Origin of the sequence: Gordonibacter pamelaeae, assembly GCF_003340385.1 — a bacterium.
Lineage (GTDB): Bacteria > Actinomycetota > Coriobacteriia > Coriobacteriales > Eggerthellaceae > Gordonibacter > Gordonibacter pamelaeae.
Map to the genome: position 1 here is coordinate 106,095 of NZ_PPTS01000007.1, position 18,988 is coordinate 125,082.

The window sequence follows — 18,988 nt, forward strand, 5'->3', positions numbered from 1 at the left end:
GCGCCCTACGCCTGCGGGTCGGCCGCGGAGCCGCCGAGGGCCGGGGCCGGCTGCTGCGGGGCGGCCTCCGTCTCGGGGCCGGGGGCCGCCGCCTGCGGGTCCGCCGCGAGGCGGCCGTCGGCGCCCTCGGCGAGCGCCAGGTCGCGGTGGGCGATGCTCACGCGGTAGCCCTTCGTCTTCAGGTAGTCGCCCGTGGACTCCGCCAGCGCCACGGAGCGGTGCTGGCCGCCCGTGCAGCCCACGGCGATGGCGAGCTGCTGCTTGCCCTCGGCCACGTAGCCGGGCATGACGCAGTCCAAAAGCGCCCGCCAGCGCTGCTCGAACTCCTCGGTCTCGGGGCGGTAGAGCACGTAGTCGCGCACCGGCTTGTCGAGGCCCGTGAGCGCGCGCAGCTGCGGCTCGTAGTAGGGGTTCGGCAGGAAGCGCACGTCCATGACGAGGTCGGCGTCGAGCGGCGCCCCGTGCTTGAAGCCGAACGAGTACACGGTCACGGCCAGGCCCTGCTGCTCGGAGCCGGGAGCGAACAGCGCGCGGATGGTCGCGCGCAGCTGAGCCGGCAGCATGTCGGTGGTGTCCACCACGTGGTGCGCCGCCTCGCGCACCTCGAACAGGAGGTCGCGCTCGCGGTCGATGCCCTGCGCGATGGAGGCGCCGTCGGCGCACAGCGGGTGCCGGCGGCGGCTGGACTTGTAGCGCGCGACGAGCTTCTCGTCGGCCGCATCCAGGAACAGGATGCGGTAGCCGATGCCCTGGGCCTTGAGCTTCGCCAGCTCGGCCGTGAGGTTGGCGAAGAAGTCGCGGTTGCGCGCGTCGCACACCACGGCGAGCCGGCGGTGCTCGTCGGGCTGGCCCGGCATGCCGGTGAGCTCGAGCAGGTTGCCGATGAGGCTGGAGGGCAGGTTGTCCACGCAGAAGTAGCCCAGGTCCTCGAAGGAGTGCATGGCCTCGGTGCGCCCGGCGCCGCTCATGCCGCTCACGATGACCAGCTCGGGCATGCTCGCCAGCTCGGTGTTCTCGTCGGTCATGCGATCGTCCTTCCCTCGTTGTCTTCCCTGCCGGGCTCCCTGCCCTGCACGGCCGCGCGCACCGCCTCGTCCACGGCGGGCGACCACGTGGCGGCCGGTCCCGTGCCCGCGGGCGGGCAGGCGGCCGCACGCTCGTCGAACGCGTCGGAGGCGTTTGGGCCGTCCACGACCTCGGCGGCCGACGTGCCAGGGCCCTCCGCCCTCCCGGCCTCGCCGCCCACGACGCGCTCGTCCTTGCGGTCCCTATTATACTGCTGGAGCACGCGGAACAGCTCCTCGGCCACCTCGTTCGGCACGACGCGCGCCTCCTTGATCTCCTCGAGCGTGGCGGATTTCAGGTTCCTGAACGACTTGAAGTGCTTGAGCAGGGCCTTCTTGCGCACGGGGCCCATGCCCGTCACGTCGTCCAAAATGGAGGCCGTCATGCCCTTGCCGCGCAGCTCGCGGTGGAACGTGATGGCGAAGCGGTGCGCCTCGTCGCGCACCTGCTTCACGAGGTAGAGCGACGCCGAGCCCGAAGGCAGCACGACGGGGCCGGTGTCCTGCCAGGGCACGAACAGCTCCTCGTCGCGCTTGGCCAGGCCGCACAGGGCGATGTCGTCGATGCCCATCTGGTCGAACATCTCGAGCGCCGCAGAGAGCTGCGGCTTGCCGCCGTCGAGGATGATGAGGTCGGGCTTTGAGCCGAAGCGCTCGTCGGCCATGCGCTCGGGCGCGTAGCGGCGGCTCATGACCTCCTGCATGGACAGGAAGTCATTCGCCTCGTCGAGCGGCGTCTTGATCTTGAAGCGGCGGTACTGATTCTTGTCGGGCTTGCCGTTGGTGAACACCACCATCGAGGCCACCGTGTAGGAGCCGTGGATGGTGGAGATGTCGAAGCACTCGATGCGCATCGGCGGCTCGTCGAGGGCGAGCGCGCTCTCCAGCTGCAGGAGCGCGTTGTTGATGCGCTTGTCGTCGTAGTTCGTGCGTACCTTGTAGCGCATGAGCGTGTGCTTCGCGTTCGTCTCGGCCATGCCCACGAGCTCGGCCTTCTCGCCTTTCTGCGGCGCGCAGATGCGCACCTTGGCGCCATGGGGGCTGGCCAGCTTCTCCGTGAGCCAGGCCTCCATGGCGTCCTTGTCCTCGGGCTCGTCGCGCAGGATGACCTCGTGCGGGATGGAGGTGGTGGCGTCGTAGTAGCGCAGCAGAAACATGTGCAGCAGGTCCTGGTCGGGCACGTCCTTGCCGCGGTCGAGCACGAACTCGTTGGAGTTGATGATGCGGCCCTCGCGCACCATGAACACGTGCACGCCGGCCACCGTCTCCTCGCGGAACAGGCCCACGACGTCGGCGTCGAGGTTGCGCGTGGACACCGCGTGCTGCTTGTCGGTGAGGCTGTTGATCGTGTCGATGCGCGCCTTGATGCGCGCGGCGCGCTCGAAGTCGAGCTCGGCGGCGGCGGCCTGCATCTCCTCGGTGAGCTCTGCGACGAACTCGCGGTGCTGGCCCGACAGGAAGCGCTCGATGCGCTTGACGTTGACCTGGTACTCCTCGGGCGTGATGCCGCCGCAGCACGCGCCGGGGCCGAGGCCCACGTGCGCGTCGAAGCACGGCCGCGCCTCGCGGTCGAGCAGCGCGAGCGGGTCCTTGTCCAGGCGACGCTTGAGCCCGCGCCAATCGGCGCACGACGTGGCGCACAGCGGCACGACGCGGCGGGCGATGTCCACCATGTCGCGGGCGGCGCGGCTGTCGGTGTAGGGGCCGAAGTACTTCGTGTCGGGCTTGTGCTTCTCGCGCGTGTACTTGATGGCGGGGAACACGTCGCCCTTCGTGAGCGCGATGAACGGGTAGGACTTGTCGTCCTTGAAGTCGGCGTTGAAGAAGGGGGCGTGCTGGTTGATGAGGTTCTTCTCGAGCACGAGCGACTCGTGCTCGTTCTCCACCACGAGGTAGTCGAAGGAGTCGATCTGGTCGACCAGCAGCGGGATCTTCGCACGCTCGTCCTGGTAGTTCACGTACTGGCGCATGCGGGCGCGCAGCTGCTTGGCCTTGCCGACGTAGATGACCTGGCCGGACTTGTCCTTCCAGAGGTACACGCCCGGCAGCGTGGGCACGCTGTCGAGCTCGCGCTTGATGCGCTCGAGCTTGGCCCGCTGCGGCTCGGACGCAGCGGGTTCGCCCCCATGCTCGCGCACGGCGCGCTGGAGCGCAGGCCGGCGACGGCCTTCGCGTTCGAGGCGCTCGGCGTCCTCGGGATCGGGTTCGGTATCGCCGCCGCTCTCGGAATCGAAGCCGAACCCAAGGCGCTCCACGCCGCCCGCGTCGGCAGGCCCGAGGCCGTCGTCGGCGAAGCCGCCCCAGCCGCTCTCTTCCTCTATCATATCGCCTTCGAAGGCGCTCTCATGTAATTCGTCCATGGCAGGAGTATAGCAAACCGCACAAGCGTTCCCCTGAACCCGCTCCCCCTCCACGCGGTTTGCAGAAGCCGGCTCACGCCTGCAGCGCCTCGACCTCGGCTCGCCGTCTGCGACCGTCTTCGAGCGCATCGAACGGCACGACCTTCGCCAACCGCGAAGGCGAGGCAGGCTCGTCGACGATAACGAGCCTCGGTACCTCAAGCGTGCATCCCAGCGCGAGGGCCATCCGCGCCATGGTCTTCAACGTCATGTTGGAGGTGCCGCGAAGCATACCGCACAACGTGGGCTGCTTGATGCCCATGCGCCGCGCGAGCTCCGCCAGTGTGATCCCCTGCCGCTCGAGCTCGTCCATGACCTGGCTGGCGAAATCGCCCGACAGCCCGTACGAGAGCGTGTCGGGAGTCTCCTCCAGCTCCACTCCGAAGAGCTCCTCCGCCTCAGGGCTTCTCACCATGCGTCAGCCCTCCTTCCCCTCATCGATCAATGCCTCGACGATGGCCGCTTTCCGTTCGGCTTCCTCGATCAAAGGATGCATGTTGCCGGAACCTTGATGGGTCCGCTCGACGGAAAGCAGCACGAGCATGAGCCCGCCGGTACTGCAATAGGCCAAGCATCTGATCACCGTCCCCTGCGCTTTCACTTCGACAATGTTGCCTTTCAGCCGCTTGATGCGGCCGACGGTCAAACTGCGCGCGATGCCGTCGCGCACGACCTGCTGCAGGGTCTTGGCCACATACACGGCCGCCTCGCGGTTCTGGCGCTTTTCCGCGAACTTGTCGAGAAAGGTCTTTTCAGCACCCTTCGGCGCAAGAACGCGTAAAAACGGACATCCGAGCACCTCGCGCAACTCCCAGCGATATTGATCGGACATAACGCCTCCTTAGGTTATAACCTAATAACCTTCGTTTGTAAAGGGATTGCGGCGCGCTTGAAGAAACTGCTGAAACTCATACACTGGCAGGTGCGAACCCCTCCACACGGCTGTCCCCTTCGAAGGTTAGGCATCGCCAACCTTTTCTCGTTAGATGATACTATAGCACATTATAGGAACATTTGTTCTTATTCATTTGTAGTTTTCTCCAAATCAGCATCTTCGGCCAAGACGCGCGTCACCGGTGCCGGTGGCGTGTGTCTTGGCCGAAGATGCTGATCATATAGGGTCTCCTTCAACAGAAAGGCGAAGGTTCGCGGCCCTCCTCAGGCTTCTTCCAGCTTGGCCTTGAACGAGATGGTGCGGGGCGTGTCCATGCCGTCGAACTCCACCTCGTAGGCGCGCTTCCCGGTGTCGACGGCCGACACGCGCCCCGCGCCGAACACCGCGTGCACCACGCGGTCGCCCACCGAGAAGCGCGCGTCGCGGACGAGGTCGGCTATCCAGCGGTCGGTCAGCGCGTAGACGGAGCGCGCATCGGCCATCTGGGGGTCAGAGGGCTTGTCCGAGAACTCGAGCGCTGCCGGGTCGATGTCGAGCAGGAAGCGCGAGGGGTAGCGCGCCGCGCCCTCGTGAGAGCGGCCCTCCGCCTCGGTGAGGTACAGCCCGTCGCGCGCCCGGGTCATGGCCACGAACGCCAGGCGGCGCTCCTCCTCCATGCCCTGCGGCGTGCTCGTCTTGCGCGACGGCAGCACTCCCTCGCTCATCGAGCAGAGGAACACGTGCCGGAACTCGAGGCCCTTCGCGGCGTGGACGGTCATGAGCCGCACCTTGTCCTGCGCGTCGTCCATCGCGTCGGCGTTCGAGAACAGGGCCACGTGGGCCAGGTAGTGCTCGAGGGTCACCTCTTCACCGCACGTGGTTTCGAACTCGTAGACGGACTGCTTGAGCTCGGCCAGGTTGTCGAGCCGCTCCTGGCTTCCCTCGGTGCGCAGCGCGCGCTCATAGCCGCTTTCCGAGAGCACGGCGGCGAGCACCTCCGATACCGGCCGGCCTTCGTAAGACGAGTGGAAGCGCTCGATCAGGTCGAGCAGCTGGCGCGCCTTCGTGCGCTTGAACAGGTCGTCGTCCGCCGCGAGCGCAAGCGCCTCGTACAGGCTGCACCCGCGCTCGTCGGCCTGCTGCCGCAGAAATGCCATGCGGCGCTGTCCCAGGTTGCGCTTGGGCACGTTCGCCACGCGCGCGAAGTCGAGGTCGTCCCGGTAGGCGACGAGCCGCAGGTACGAGAGCGCGTCCTTGATCTCGCGGCGGCCGAAGAACGGCACGCCGCTGTGCACCGCATGGGGCACCTCGGCGCGCAGCAGCGCCTCCTCCACCGGCCGCGATGCGTAGTGGGCGCGGTAGAGCACGGCCATGTCGCGGAACGCCACGCCCTCGACGTGCAGCGCGAGGGCGCCCTGGGCGATCCAATCGGCCTCGTCGGCCGCGCTCTTCGCGTGATGCCACACGGTGGGCCCGTGAGCCAAACGTGCGGCGACGAGCCGCTTGGGCATGCGCTCGCGGTTCTTCTCGATCAGCGAGTTCGCAACGGCCACCACGCGCGGCGCCGACCGGTAGTTCTCCAGCATCATGACCGTGTGCGTTTTGGGAAAGCGCTTGTCGAAGTCCAGCAGGTAGCGCACGTCCGCGCCGCGCCACGTGTAGATGGTCTGGTCGGGGTCGCCCACCACGAACAGGTTCTTGTGGTAGCCGGCCAGCACCTCCATGAGCTCGTGCTGCAGGCCGTCGATGTCCTGGAACTCGTCGACCATGACGTACTCGAGCCGCCTCTGCCACTTCGACCGGATGGCAGGGTTCTGCTCGAAGAGGTACAGCACGAACACGATGAGGTCGTTGTAGTCCAGCCCGAAGCACTTCTTCTCCTGGTAGAGGTAGCCGTAGAAGATGATGTCCTTCGCAGCCTCCGCGTCGAGGTACTTCTGCCGCAGGTCCTCGAGCGGCATGGCCAGCATGTCGCGGTAGTAGCCGGGGCGCTCCTTCAGCTTCATGATCTCGATCATGTCGCGGGCCTTCGCGAACGTCATGTCGCGCAACGTGAGCCCGCGCTCCTCGTAGACGACCTGGAGCATGGCGTCGATGTCGGCGTTGTCCAGCACGAGGAAGCTCTTCGGGTACTGCAGCGCATGGGCGTCCTCCTGCAGCACCGACACGCAGAAACCGTGGAAGGTGTTGATGTAGCCGGTGTCGTTGTCGCCCGTCAGCCGCCGGATGCGCCGCCGCATCTCGCCGGCCGCCTTGTTCGTGAACGTGGCGCACAGGACGTTGCCCGGCATGATGCCCAGCTCGTTCACGAGATAGGCAAACCGCTCGGTGAGCGCCCGCGTCTTGCCGGTGCCCGCGCCTGCGATCACGCGCACATACCCCTCCGTCGTCGTGACGGCCTCGCGCTGCGCCGCGTTCAAGCGCGGAGGGGCGCCCGCGCCGTCGGGTTGGTCGCTCGCCGCTGTTTCGATCATCTGCTCCATAGGGACAGTATACCAGAAACCGCACAGATGTTCCCGAACAAATGTTTCACGTGAAACATTCGGAGCGGGGGTTTGCGCGGAGGGCTTGCAGGGGGAAAATGCTTCACGTGGAACGCAGGGCGCGGGGGGTTCGCGCAGACGGCCTGCAAGGGACGAGGGGGCACGGCGCGAAGGCTCCCGCCGCCCCTACATCAGCTGGTGGAACGCCTCGATGAGCACGGGCACCAGCGCGGAGCAGATGACACCGTTGAGCACCGAGAGCACCACGGTCTCGCCGTTCGTGCAGCGGACGAGCATGGGCAGCGTGGTGTCCTCGCTCGTGGCGCCCGCGGGCGCGATGCAGGTGGGATAGTTGAGGTGCTTCGCGATCCACGGGATGCTGAAGAACGACACGAGCTCGCGCAGCAGGTTCGCCAGAAACGTGATGCTGCCCGCCTTCGCGCCGGCGATGTCGGTCATCATGACGCCCGCGAGGCTGTACCACCCGAGCCCCGACGCGACCGCCGCGCCCTCGGGCAGCGACATCCCGACGAGCGGCGCACAGGCGAGGCCGCCCAGCACCGAGCCGATCACGATGCCCGCCGGGACGATGAGCACGCGCACGTGGTACTGGCGCAGCTTGCCCAACAGGCCGCGGCTGCCGCCCACGCTGATGCCGACGAGGAACATGAGTGCGAAGAGGACGGCATCGGAGTGGTCGGCCACGAAGTCGACCGGCGCGAGGGGCACGCCCGCCAGGCCGTACGCAACGCCGAGCGCGAGCGCGCCCACGGCGACGGCGATCATGACCGCCTCGCCGCACGATGCGGACTCGCCCGGCGCGCCGCCGCCCTGAGCGGCGGCCACGCGGGGGCCGGGCGGTCGGCGGGCGATGTCAGAGAGGAACAGGTTCGTCAGCCCGTACACGGCGGCGGTGGAGAACGCCACGGGGACGAGGCAGAACAGCACGCTCGCCCACCCCACGGCGCCCAGCTCCTCGAGGAACGCATCGCGGCCGGCCAGCAGCACGCCCATCGAGAAGATGAGCAGCGCGGTGGCAGCCAGCGTCAGCTTCTCGTTGAGCCCCTTGAGCCGCGCGGGGAACACCGTGGCCCCCACGAGCACGCCCGCAACCATCACTGCCAGAATTTCCACGACATCCCTCTCCCACCGCCCGGAGCATGCGCGCCCGGCGGTCGATCTACGGTGAAGGAGTCATCTTAGCGCATTCGCGCGCTTCCGGGAGGAGGTTTCGCCGCCGGCTTCGCGAGCAACGCGAGCTTCGCCGCCCCCGCGACGACGAGCAGCGCGGCGCATAGGACGAGCACGAGCGCGGCGTCGGGCGAGAACGCGAGCAAATCGCGCCAGGGCGCGCCCCACTGCAACGGGAGGGCGAGAATCGCGACGGGCAGAGCCGCATGCAGACCGAGACCTTGCGCGAGCAGGCGCCGGCGCGGCACCGAGGCCAGCCGTCGACGCCAACGGCCCGTCAGAAGCAGCGGAACCGCGGCGGCCAGCAGGGCGCAGGCGTACAGCACATCGGTCCGCTGCCGCCACAGCGCCGCCCAGGCAACGTCCACCGGCCCGGGCGCACCGCCCACCGCCACGCTCACCACGCCGCCGGCCAGGTCGAAGAACCGGTCGTTGCCGCCGGCGTTGTCGTTGGCGTCGCCGAGCACCGCCACGCCGATGCCGCGCTCGGGCAGCAGGCACATGCTGGCCACGTAGTTCTCCACCTGCCCGTCGTGCGACAGCACCAGCTCGCCGTCGTCCCAGTAAAACGACGTCCATCCCATGCCGTAGTACGTGTCCCCCGCAGGGTCGGGCACGCGGTCGAGGAACATGCTTCGCACGCTGTCGGGCGACAGCACGCGCGCACCGCCGTCGGTCGCGCCGTCGTTCAGGTACATCCGCAGGTAGGAAGCCATGTCCTCCGCGCTTGCGGCCACGTATCCCGACGCGGGACCGCCCCACGCGGAGTCGCCCTGCGCATGCCGGAACCCGTCGGCAAGGTGCAGGCCGAACCAGTCGCGATGCCCCGGGGCCATGCCGAGCGCCGCCGCCTCGTCCGCGTCCGCCGTCGACGAGGCCATGCCGAGCGGACCCAGCACGTGCTCGTCGAGGTAGGCTGCGTACGTCTCGCCCGTCGCGCCCTCGACGACGCGGCCGATCAGGTCGTAGTTCGCGTTCGCGTAGGAGAAGGTGCCGAAGGTGTCGCCCACCTGGGCATCGGCGAGGGATTCATCGTACCCGAAGCCGCTCGTCTGGTTGAGCAGGCTGCGCACCGTCACCTCGTCAGGCACGTCGTAGCCGGGCGCGTAGGACGAGGCGGGCGCGTCGAGGTCGACGAGCCCCTGCTCTGCCAGCTGCATGACGGCTGCCGCAGTGAACGACTTGCTCAGCGAGCCGATGACGAAGGGGGCGTCCGCGCCGGGGCAGTCGCCGAACGTGTCGAGGTAGCGCACGCCGTCGGCGTCCACGACGGCGACGGCCACGCCGGGCACGCCCGTGCGCGGCACGTTCTCGCGCAGGTAGGCGTCCAAGCGCGCCTCGAGCGCCGCGCCCTCCGGCTCGAACCCCTCGGGCGGCGCGGCATCGTCGAGGCCGTCGAGATCGATGGCCGCATCGTCGGGGGCCGGGCCGTCGGCATCGTCGGGAGCGAACGGCGCGTCGACGCCCTCGCCGCCGCCCTCCGCGAGCGGCGCGTCCGCGCCTCCGATCAGCGGCGGCTCCCCGTTCGCCCGCGCAGCGCACGAGGGCAGCAGCACCGCGCACGCGAGGAGCACGGCGGCCGCGGCCGCTATCCGTCCCGCCCGCGCCATCAGAAGCTGCTGTACACGAACTGCACCGGCTCGTTCATGCCCGAGAACACGAGGTACCACCCCGCCAGCGCCGCCATCGCCACGACGGCCGCCGCCGCGAGCGCGCCGAGCGCCCAAGGGCGCGCCTCCACCGCCGAGCGCACGGCTTCCGCAACCCGTTTCGCCCGCGCCATCACGAGGCCTCCTCCCCCGCGCCGACGAGCGAGGCGCCCGCGTTGCCCGCCGCGTAGAGCCCTTCCGCCGCGCCGAAGGAGCCCCCGCCGAGGAACGCGTCGTCGCGATCGTGCACGAAGTCGTAGAACGCCTGCTCGATGCGCACCCATCCGCGCCATCCGGGGTGCACGGTATCGCAGAGGAAGTACTTCTCGTACTCGCAGGTGGAGAAGTCGGCGTAGGCCGCGCCCGCCTTGTCGCACAGCCCGCGGATGCGCTCGTAGTACGCCTGCCGCTCGCTCGCGGGCACGCCCTCGCGGTCGTACCAGGCGCCGTGCACGGGCAGGATGACCACGAGCGGCTCGAGGCCCACCTCGCGGCATACGTCGAGGAAGCACGAGAAGTCGGCGTACTCGTCGTCGGCCTCGGAGAAGTTCTGCCCGCGCTCCACGTCGTACCCGGAGTTCTTCTCCCAGTACGCGTCGTAGATGCCGTAGCCGTTCGTCGTGCACGCCTCGTCGCCCGACGCGTCGGCCTGCGCGAGCAGCGCGTTCCAATCGGGCTCGCCCGTGGGCGCCCCGGCGGCGCGCACGGGGCTCTTGAGCGGCGCCTTCTCCACGACGCCCGGGAGCTGGGCGCGCAGGCTCAGGTCGTCGGCGAGCGCACCCGCCACGTCGTTGACCGCGTCGAGCACGGTGTCGTGGTGCGCGGCGGCCGTCGTCTTCGCGTCCACGCCCAGCTGCTCGACGCGCGAGCGCACGTACGCCTTCGTCTCGTCCGAGACGTTCGGGTTGCCCGCGAACTGCCGGTACAGCGTCGACGAGAACTTCGAGGCGAACTTGCCCTGGTCCCCGTTGTTCTTGAAGAACCACTGCGGAGACACGACCAGCATCGCCTTCTTGTTCTGCACCGCGCTGCCGTACGCGCCGGCCGCGATGGCCTGCCACAGGCTCTGATCGTAGGCCTCGCCCACGTACGCGAGGTCCACGCCGCACACCTGCTCGCCGAACACCGCCTGCGGGCACTGCGCCACCTTGTCCTTCGAGATGAAGAACTCCGACGACCCGAACGCCACATGCCCGTCGTCGCTCATGGCAGACAGCGTGAACGCCGTGCTCTCGGACTTCACGCCCGAGTACACGTAGTCGTACAGGCGCGCGGGGTCGTGCGCGTCCTGCGGCGGCAACGCGAAGCACGCGCCCGTCAGCACGAGCGCGGCCACGAGCAGCCCGACGAGAACGCCGCGCAGGAGCGCCATGCCCGTTGGCGCCGCGCCCCGGTTGTTCGACGGCTTCGCCATCCTAGAGCCTGATCTCCACCTGATGGATGATGAGGTTCACCGTGTTCATCTCGTCGCGCTCCACCTCGGTGGGCGCGATGCACACGCCGAAGACGTCCTCGATGTCCACCAGCAGCTCGATGGCCCCCATCGAGTCGAGCAGCCCGAGGGCGAACAGGTCCTCGTCGCGACGGGCGCGCACCTCGTCGTCGCCGCACACCTCCTCCAGGATGTCGAGCATCTTCTCCTCGAGTTCCACATGATCCGTCTCAGCCATGGAACGCTCCCTTCACGAGCATCGTTATCTGCCCCGAGAACAGCGCGAACCCGAACATCACCAACTGCAAGGTGACGAACCAGGACAGCGCCTTGAACGCGGGGTTGTTCTTATGCTTCTTGTAGAACTTCGATTTCTTCTGGAACACTTCCGTGCCGGCCAGCAGCAGGCCGTGGAACAGGCCGTACAGCAGGTAGTCGGCCGTCAGGCCGTGCCAGGCGCCCATGAGGGCCATGTCGAACACGAAGCCCCAGCACGCCGTGGTCAGGCGGCTCGCGAACCAGCGCTTCTTGAGCGCGAGCCGCGAGAAGCGCATGAACACGAAGTCGCGCAGCCAGAACGACAGCGTGATGTTCCACCGGTTCCAGAAGTCCTTGATGTCGAGCGAGGCGAACGGGGCGCGGAAGTTGCGCGGCGTGCGGATGCCGAAGCAGTAGCTCGCCCCCATCGCCATGAGGCTGTACCCCGCGAAGTCGAAGAACAGGTACAGCCCGTACACGTACGCCGTCTGCACCTGCGCGGCCAGCTCGGTCAAAAACGGCCCCGAGCCCCACGTTGCGGGGACGTAGAAGCGGTGCAGCCACGCGGCCACGACGAAGGTGTACACGAGCCCGACGAGCACGAGCAGGATGCCGCGCGCCAAGAGGCCCGCGTACTCGTCGCGCGAGCGCACCGCCCGCGCGTCCTCGGCGAAGCGGCGCGACCGGTCGATGGGGCCCGACGTGAACACGGGGAAGAACAGCAGGAAGTACAGGTAATCGAACAGCCCGCATTCCTTGATCACGCCGTCGCGCACCTCGAACATCACCTGCAGCGCCTTGAACGTGAGGTAGGACACGCCCATGAAGCCCAGCAGGTTCTGATCGAACACCGCGCCCGCCTTCGCCGACACGAGCGGCAGCAGCGTGAGCGCGAACGCGACGGCGAAGCGCAGGTTGGAACGCGGCGCGGCCAGCACCCAGCGCATCGACAGCACGGCCACGACCACGAAGCCCGCAGCGGCGATCAAACCCGGAAGGTCCTTGCAGAACAGGCATGCCAGGAACACGACCGAGGCGGCCATGCCGTAGCGCGCGAGCGGTTTCTCGCGCAGGCCGAGGAAGGCGGCGCCCGCCACGGCCAGCGCCAGCAGCGCGAAGAAGCTCGGATCGGCGTAGAACGTCATCGATGCCCGCCATGCCTCATGCCTCGGCCAGCGCTTTGCGGTCCACCTTGCCGTTGCAGGTGAGCGGCAGCTCCCCCACGAGCGACACGGCCCGCGGCACCATGTAGCCGGGCACGCGCTCGGCGAGCCGCGCCTTGATGAGGCGGCCGATCTCGAAGTCGGTGCCCGCAGGACGCTCCTGCAGCACGACGCACGCCTTCAGGTACACGATGCGCTCTTTGCGACGCACGGGCACGACGGCCGCCTGCTTCACGAGCGGAAGCGCGCCGAGGTTCTCCTCCACATCCTCGAGCTCGATGCGGAATCCGTTCACCTTCACGAGCGAATCGAAGCGCCCGTCGCAGTACAGCATGCCGCTCTCGTCGAGATGGCCCGCATCGCCCGTGCGGTAGCCGCGCGTCGGCGTGCCGTCGGAAAGCCGCGTCTCGAAGAACGCCGCCGCCGTCTTCTCGGGGTTGCGGAAATAGCCCTTGGCCACCGTGTCGCCCACGATGACGATCTCGCCCGTCTGCCCGGCGGCGCAGGGCGCGCCCGTCTCGGGATCGACGATGAAGAGCTCGGTGCCGGGACGCGCCGTGCCCACCGGCAGCGGGCGCGCGTCGGCCAGCTCCGCCGCGCCGATCTCGACGCAGGTGACGGCCACGGTGGATTCGGTGGGGCCGTAGGTGTTCACGATGCGGGCGCGCGGGAAACGTTCGCGCAGGGCCGCGGCCGTGGAATGGCGCAGGGCCTCGCCGCAGAACAGGAACAGGCGCACGTCGGGCAGCAGCTCCTGGGCGAAGCTCTTGTCGGCAAGGCACAGATCGGCGAACGAGGGCGTGGACGTCCACACCTCCACGCCCGAGGAGCGCAGGTCGGCGAACAGGGCGCGCAGGTCCTCCGTCTTCTCGCGCGAGACGGCGTGCAGGCAGCCGCCCGTGGACAGCGCGCCCACCACCTCGTATTCGGACAGGTCGAAGGAGTACGGCGGCTGGTCGAGGAACACCCGGCCACCCTCCGCTATCACGGGAAACGTGCGCACCCACGCCATGAAGCAGGCCACGTTGCGGGCGCTCACCTCGATGCCCTTCGGCCGGCCGGTGGAGCCGGACGTGAAGATGAGGTACTGCGTCTCCTCGCCCGTCACCCAGCGGCTCCGTTCGGGAGCGCGCATCGTGCCGGGAGCCGACGCGATCGCGCGCACATCCACGATGCGACCGGCGGGCACGCGGCCGCGCAGCGCCTCCGGCAGCGGCACCGTCGCCGCCAAAAGCGGCGCGCCCAGCTGGGACACGATGTCCATGAGGCGCGCGGCGGGCATCTCCGTGTCCACCGGCACGAACGCATGCCCGCTCTTCAAGCAGCCCAGGAAACCGGCCACCATGAGCGGTGCCTTGTGCCCCAGACCACGACCGGCTCGCGGTCGTCCGTTCGCGCGGCCAGCTCCGCGGCGATGGCGTCCGACAGCTTCCACAACTCCCCGTACGCCATCGTCGTCCCGTCGGCCGCGCGGTAGGCAGGCGCCTGCGGACGCGACCGCACCGCCTCCTCAACCGATTGCAGGAATCCGTTCTCCTCTGCCATCTACCACCGCCCCGTCTCTCTCGTCGTGGTTGCAGCCCGGCTGCGTTCCTCAAGCGGGCGGATCAAAGATAGGACCCGATTATGGAAGCGCTGTCACGGCCACAGACTCCTGACAGAACGGTCACCGGCCCGTTACGGAATGCGCGCAAACCCCACGGTTCTCAACCCTATACTGGAGAGGGATCACGAAAACGACGGAGGCAGCATGAAACCCACGATCTTCCTGGATGCAGACGCATGCCCTGTCACAGCCGAGGCGCTCGCCGTGGCGCGCTCCTGCGGGGTGCCGGTCGTCATCGCAGGCAACTCAACGCAGAATCTGGCACGGCATCTGCGCCGGGGCGATCCGCGCTCGCCCACCGACGGGTTCTGGGCAGACACGCTGCCCGTGGGCGTGGGAGCCGACGCGGCCGACTTCGCCATCGTGCAGGAACTCCAGCCCGGCGACATCGTGGTGACGCAGGACATCGGGCTGGCAGCCATGGCGCTCGGGCGCGGCGCGCAGGCCATCGGCGTGCGCGGGCGCGTGTTCACGCTGGCTGCCATCGACCTCGACCTGCATATCCGCCACGAGGAGAAGAAGGTGCGCCGCCAGGGCGGTCGGACGAAAGGCCCCGCCGCCTTCGAGGACGACGACCGCGAGCGCTTCGCCGCGAACCTCCGACGCCTCGTCGACAAGGCGCTGCGCGAGGGGGACTGAAGGGCGAGGGGCGCCTCACGCTCCCCCACTTGCTGCTGGTTGATCGCATCCTTCTTCCGCCCGTAGTAGGCGCGGATCATGTCGCCCGTTTCGTCCAGACCGCGAACCCCGCGCACGTGCTCGCCAGCGAGCTCGCGCAGATACGGCGACGGCTTGAGCCCGTCGACCTCCTGCAAGCCCATCGCCACGCGCCAGTACCCCTCTCGCATGGCAGGGTCGTTCGGCTCGCGCTTGGGTTCGTACGGGAAATCATCGGGGCGATCGGCGGTCAACGGAGCCTCCTTCTCATGTTGTTCGAAGCGGGGTCGAGGCCATCATTGCAGCGCATCATGCGGCGGGCATGTTCTCCCAGTAGTCGGACGACGTGTCATCGTTGCCGACGATCACCTTCGCGCGCAGCACGCCCTCGGCCGGCAGGTCGGAGAACCCGATGATCACCCCGTCCATTCCCCACTGCAAGCCCTTCATACCGTACAGCCGTCGCTCGACGAACGCTTCGGACACGTGCAGCTCGGTGCCGTTCTCGACGAATCCGCCCCCGTCGTCCACACGGAACGAGAACCCACCCTCCCCGACGGCCGAGGTGACCGTGCCGGTGATCGCGTAGGGGCAATCGTACGACGCGAGGATGTCGTCGAGGCTGCGCTCGGGACCCCCTTCCGATCGGTAGTACTCGCTGATCTCGACGAACACCTTCTGCGCGACGATGACCCTGTCCGCGCAGGCCTCGGTCGAGCGGATCTGCACCGTCTCCCCCACCGCGAGCTCGTCGAACGGGACGTCGAAATGCTCGGCCATCGCGCATTCGACGGTCACGCGCTCGCCAACGGCAAGGTACTCGGTCGAATCCGTCACCGCCAGCTCGAGCGTCTGCGCCTCCTCGTCGATGGATGCGATGGTGCCGGTCGTATGGTAGGAGTGCCCCGACTGCTCGCGCGGAAGCGGATCCTCCGCTTCGGGGACCGCAGCTTCGCTTGCTTCGGGCAGCAGGCGCATGAACAGGGGCCCTTCGGGTACGGCATAGCGCACGCGCGGCTTGTCCAACCACACGGGCGTCACCACCTCGATCGTTCCGTCGGGCAGCTCGGTTTCCTCGGGAACGTCCAGGCGGGCCGAGCTGAACAGCATGACGGGGAGCAGCACGAGCGCGCAGAGCACGGCATACCCAGCGATACGGTAATCCTTGCTCGGCCCCGCCGCCGCGCCTATGGCGGCGAACGGGATGGCGACGAAGCACGTGGCCAGCACGCAGAAGGTCGGCACGTCGTACACGACGTTGCGCAGGGCGAGCCCCTGCGAGAAAGCGTACTGGCGGCATGCGAGGAAGAACGCGAGCGCGGCCACGCTGACGGCCACCGATACGACCAGCACGGCTATACAGGCCGTGCGCAGCTTGCCTCGCGGCGCGACGTCCGGGCGCGCTGCAGGGCGCGCGGTCGGTCGGGCGTGCGGGCGCGGCGGCTGGTCGCCCGCCCGCTCCCCACGCGAGCGCCAGACGAGCTCGCAGACGATCCGCTGGACCGCGCCCGCCGCTGCCAGCGCGGCCGCCACGAAGACGAGGCCCTGGAACGCGAAGCCGAGGAGGCTCGAGGACAGGTCGAGCACGCCGGCCGAGGCCAGCGCTCCCGCCACCAGGACGAAGGCGGCCTCGCCCGCGACCCAGCCCCATGAACGCCGAGCCCAACGCACGCTGCTGCCGAGCGCCCATGCCGCCGGCAGCGCGAGACCCAGCCCGCTGTACACCATGAACATCGCGTAGCCCCAGAACCAGACGAGCGGGCTGGAATAGCCGAACATGCTCGGCGAGCGCAGGAAGTCGCTTGCAACCTGGACGAGCATCATGGTCGCGAACACGACGAGCGCCTCGAGCGCCACCGAGCCCGACGAGCCGCGCGAGGGCTTGAACGCCGCCCATAGCATGAGCACCGCGCTCATCGCGGCCACGAACGCGAAGAGCTCGAGGAAGCCGGAGTGCGCCGACGGCACGATAAGCGAGAGGAGCCATGCCGCGAGCACCGCAACGAGCGTGCCCGCCAGCGCGTACCCCGCCCGAGCGAGCATCGAGCCGCTCGCTTCGTTTCCCGCCGATTCGCCATCGTGCCGCATGCTGCGCTCCGTCCGACTCAGATTACAATCCGCGAGACTCCCGCCTCTTCTGCGCTTCGCGGTAGACCACATCGTCGGATCGCACCCCGATGACGACGATGCGCATAGCATGCTCTGCTCGCTCCAACTTGTACACGATGCGGATGCCGTCTGACTTCAATTTCACCTTCATCAATCCGCTGAGCTGGGATACGCGCTTGTTGCCGAGAGGCTTTCCGTAACCGCCCTCGGATGCGGGCAAGGGATTCTCCTGAACCTTGGCGATCGCCTTCACGACGCGGATGCGCTGCGATCCGTCGAGGCTCCTCAAATCATCCTGCGCTTCGGGGAGAAACGAAAGCTCCCATGTCATGACAGGTCCACGTCGTCGGCTGCGGCGATATCCTCAGGAGCGATGCCCAGGTCGGCGTACACCTCGTCGGCGGACAGGAAGCCCGCGTCCTGGTTCGCCGTCAAACGCGCCATCGCCTCGGCCATGAGCACCATGTCGGCTTCGACTTCGGACAGGTACGCGTATTCGTCGGGCGTGGTAATGACGCGATAAGGCGCGTTGTTCTTCAGCACGATGACCGGATTGGAGTTCGACGCGGACGAGAAGGCCTGCGCCGCCTTGCCCCGGCTGAACGCCGACACCGGCACCATGTTGTCCAAAAGCTCTGCGGGTGTTGCCATGCGACCTCCTTAAGTCGTGAAAATATACTATCATATCTTCACGACTTAAGGCAATTTACGACGCGTCCTCTTCCTGCTCGGCCTTCAATGCTTCGAAGGCGGCCTTCATGGTGGGGTTCTTCCTCGTCAGGCGCTTGATGGTGAGGTCTTGGGCCTTGTTGTTCGCCAGGCGCAGGTTGTTCTCGGACGACATGAGCGCCTCCTTCGTCTTCTGCAGGTGCAGGATGGTCTTGTCGATCTCGTCGATGGCCGTCTGGAACTTGCGGCTGGCCAGGTCGTAGTTGCGCGCGAAGCCCGCCTTGAAGGCCTCCATCGACTCCTCGAAGTTCGTGATGTCGATGTTCTGGTTGCGCACGACGGCGAGCTCCGCCTTGTACGCCATCGAGTTCAGCGCCGCATTGCGCAGGATGGAGATCATCGGGATGAAGAACTGCGGCCGGATGACGTACATCTTCTCGAACCGGTACGACACGTCCACGATGCCCTGGTTGTACAGCTCGCTCTCGGGTTCGAGCAAGGTGACCAGCACCGCGTACTCGCAGCCTTTCTTCGCGCGGTCGGCGTCGAGCTTCTTGAAGAACTCCTCGTTCTTGTGGCGGTAGGCCGACTCGTCGGACTCGTTCTTCATCTCGAACATGATGGAGACGATCTCGTTGCCCTCCTCGTCGCACTCGCGGAAGATGAAGTCGCCCTTCGAGCCCTCGGACGCATCGTTGTCCTTCTCGAAGTACGCGCGCGGGAACGCCGTGGCGCGCAGCTTGTTGAACTCCACCTCGCAATGCTGCTCGAGCGACTCGCCCACGAGCTTGGTGGACAGGCGCGCCTTCATGTCCTTGTAACGCTCGATCTCGCCCTCCTTGTAGGCGATGATGTCGTCCTTCGCCTTGAGCTCGATGGCCAGCTGCTCCTTGAGGGCGCTGGTGGCCTGGCACTTCTCGGCGTCTTTGAACTTGACCTGCGCCGCCAGCGCGTCGCGCTCGCGCTCGAGGGCCGAGCGCGCCTGCTGGACCGCCAGCTGCTTCTCGGTCTCGAAGGCGCGCTTTTGCGAGGAGGCCAGCTGCTCGAGCTCGGCGATGCGGGCGTCCTTCGCCGCCACGGCGTCGGCCAGCGCGCGCTCGCGCTCCGCCTGGGCGAGGCGCGCCTCGTTCTCGCGCTCGCGCGCCGCCGCATCCAGGCGAGCCTCCAGCTCCGCAATGCGCGCCTCCTTGACCGCGGCGTCGCCCTGCGCCTTGCCCAGCGCCTCGGCCACGGCTAGCTGCACGGCCTGCTGCTTCTCGGTGGCCAGCAGCTCTTCGTGGCGGCGCACCTCCTTGTCGAACTCGGCGTCGCGCACCTGCTTGAGGATGGCCGCGAAGCCGGCCTCGTCGATGGTGAACATCCCGCCGCAATGGGGGCACTTGATCTCGTTCATGCTCGCTCCTTCTCGTGTATCCCCCGATTCTACCGCATCGA

The 18,988-nt window shown here is 67.9% G+C and carries 18 protein-coding genes; 1 reads left to right on the forward strand and 17 read right to left on the reverse strand.

Features of this window, described 5'->3' with window-relative positions:
- Nucleotides 1-5: 5 nt before the first annotated feature.
- The 13 genes from rapZ to C1877_RS15775 form a co-directional block, all read right to left on the reverse strand.
- Nucleotides 6-1,025, reverse strand: a complete 1,020-nt coding sequence (rapZ, locus tag C1877_RS11650) for an RNase adapter RapZ (protein WP_114569241.1) — start codon at nucleotides 1,023-1,025, stop codon at nucleotides 6-8.
- Entirely contained in the window at nucleotides 1,022-3,388 is a 2,367-nt protein-coding gene (uvrC, locus tag C1877_RS11655) for an excinuclease ABC subunit UvrC (RefSeq protein ID WP_227155135.1), read from the reverse strand. Before uvrC ends, rapZ begins: the two co-directional genes overlap by 4 nt.
- A 109-nt stretch (nucleotides 3,389-3,497) precedes the next feature.
- A complete protein-coding gene (locus C1877_RS11660; protein WP_015538827.1) occupies nucleotides 3,498-3,878 on the reverse strand; it encodes a helix-turn-helix domain-containing protein in 381 nt (126 codons plus the stop codon).
- Between the two features lie 3 nt (nucleotides 3,879-3,881).
- Entirely contained in the window at nucleotides 3,882-4,295 is a 414-nt protein-coding gene (locus C1877_RS11665) for a hypothetical protein (RefSeq protein WP_015538828.1), read from the reverse strand.
- Nucleotides 4,296-4,621: 326 nt separating this feature from the next.
- Entirely contained in the window at nucleotides 4,622-6,811 is a 2,190-nt protein-coding gene (locus C1877_RS11670) for an ATP-dependent helicase (RefSeq protein ID WP_049783984.1), read from the reverse strand.
- 195 nt (nucleotides 6,812-7,006) lie between these two features.
- Nucleotides 7,007-7,954, reverse strand: a complete 948-nt coding sequence (locus C1877_RS11675) for a LysO family transporter (protein WP_114569242.1) — start codon at nucleotides 7,952-7,954, stop codon at nucleotides 7,007-7,009.
- A 65-nt stretch (nucleotides 7,955-8,019) separates the two neighbouring features.
- Complete coding sequence (locus tag C1877_RS11680) at nucleotides 8,020-9,621, reverse strand: serine hydrolase domain-containing protein (RefSeq protein WP_114569243.1); 1,602 nt, start codon at nucleotides 9,619-9,621, stop codon at nucleotides 8,020-8,022.
- The gene (locus tag C1877_RS15355) at nucleotides 9,621-9,794 is read right to left on the reverse strand and encodes a hypothetical protein (protein ID WP_181813842.1); all 174 of its coding nucleotides are present in this window, start codon (nucleotides 9,792-9,794) and stop codon (nucleotides 9,621-9,623) included. The genes C1877_RS11680 and C1877_RS15355 overlap by 1 nt, the downstream gene beginning before the upstream one ends.
- The gene (gene dltD, locus C1877_RS11685) at nucleotides 9,794-11,074 is read right to left on the reverse strand and encodes a D-alanyl-lipoteichoic acid biosynthesis protein DltD (RefSeq protein ID WP_015538830.1); all 1,281 of its coding nucleotides are present in this window, start codon (nucleotides 11,072-11,074) and stop codon (nucleotides 9,794-9,796) included. The genes C1877_RS15355 and dltD overlap by 1 nt, the downstream gene beginning before the upstream one ends.
- A 1-nt stretch (nucleotide 11,075) precedes the next feature.
- Nucleotides 11,076-11,330 (reverse strand): D-alanine--poly(phosphoribitol) ligase subunit DltC, encoded by a 255-nt coding sequence (gene dltC / locus C1877_RS11690; RefSeq protein ID WP_114569244.1) that lies wholly within the window; start codon nucleotides 11,328-11,330, stop codon nucleotides 11,076-11,078.
- Nucleotides 11,323-12,495 carry a D-alanyl-lipoteichoic acid biosynthesis protein DltB gene (dltB, locus tag C1877_RS11695; protein ID WP_015538832.1) on the reverse strand — a complete coding sequence of 391 codons (1,173 nt, stop codon included), beginning with the start codon at nucleotides 12,493-12,495 and terminating at the stop codon, nucleotides 11,323-11,325. Before dltB ends, dltC begins: the two co-directional genes overlap by 8 nt.
- Nucleotides 12,496-12,511: 16 nt before the next feature.
- Nucleotides 12,512-13,858, reverse strand: coding sequence for an amino acid adenylation domain-containing protein (locus C1877_RS11700; RefSeq protein WP_227155137.1), 1,347 nt, complete (start codon nucleotides 13,856-13,858; stop codon nucleotides 12,512-12,514).
- The gene (locus C1877_RS15775; protein WP_015538833.1) at nucleotides 13,831-14,058 is read right to left on the reverse strand and encodes a hypothetical protein; all 228 of its coding nucleotides are present in this window, start codon (nucleotides 14,056-14,058) and stop codon (nucleotides 13,831-13,833) included. Before C1877_RS15775 ends, C1877_RS11700 begins: the two co-directional genes overlap by 28 nt.
- A gap of 205 nt (nucleotides 14,059-14,263) precedes the next feature.
- Here C1877_RS15775 and C1877_RS11705 point away from each other — a divergent pair, with 205 nt between their 5' ends.
- Nucleotides 14,264-14,758 (forward strand): YaiI/YqxD family protein, encoded by a 495-nt coding sequence (locus tag C1877_RS11705; RefSeq protein WP_041238836.1) that lies wholly within the window; start codon nucleotides 14,264-14,266, stop codon nucleotides 14,756-14,758.
- A 327-nt stretch (nucleotides 14,759-15,085) separates the two neighbouring features.
- On the opposite strand, the gene C1877_RS11715 is transcribed toward C1877_RS11705, so the two are convergent.
- From C1877_RS11715 to C1877_RS11730, 4 genes are read right to left on the reverse strand one after another with little or no spacing between them, the layout of a single operon-like run.
- Complete coding sequence (locus tag C1877_RS11715) at nucleotides 15,086-16,864, reverse strand: hypothetical protein (RefSeq protein WP_114569245.1); 1,779 nt, start codon at nucleotides 16,862-16,864, stop codon at nucleotides 15,086-15,088.
- A 22-nt stretch (nucleotides 16,865-16,886) separates the two neighbouring features.
- The gene (locus tag C1877_RS11720) at nucleotides 16,887-17,216 is read right to left on the reverse strand and encodes a type II toxin-antitoxin system RelE family toxin (RefSeq protein WP_015538835.1); all 330 of its coding nucleotides are present in this window, start codon (nucleotides 17,214-17,216) and stop codon (nucleotides 16,887-16,889) included.
- Complete coding sequence (locus tag C1877_RS11725; protein ID WP_041238838.1) at nucleotides 17,213-17,536, reverse strand: hypothetical protein; 324 nt, start codon at nucleotides 17,534-17,536, stop codon at nucleotides 17,213-17,215. Before C1877_RS11725 ends, C1877_RS11720 begins: the two co-directional genes overlap by 4 nt.
- Before the next feature lie 55 nt (nucleotides 17,537-17,591).
- Nucleotides 17,592-18,947 carry a DUF2130 domain-containing protein gene (locus C1877_RS11730; protein WP_015538837.1) on the reverse strand — a complete coding sequence of 452 codons (1,356 nt, stop codon included), beginning with the start codon at nucleotides 18,945-18,947 and terminating at the stop codon, nucleotides 17,592-17,594.
- Between the last annotated feature and the right edge of the window lie 41 nt (nucleotides 18,948-18,988).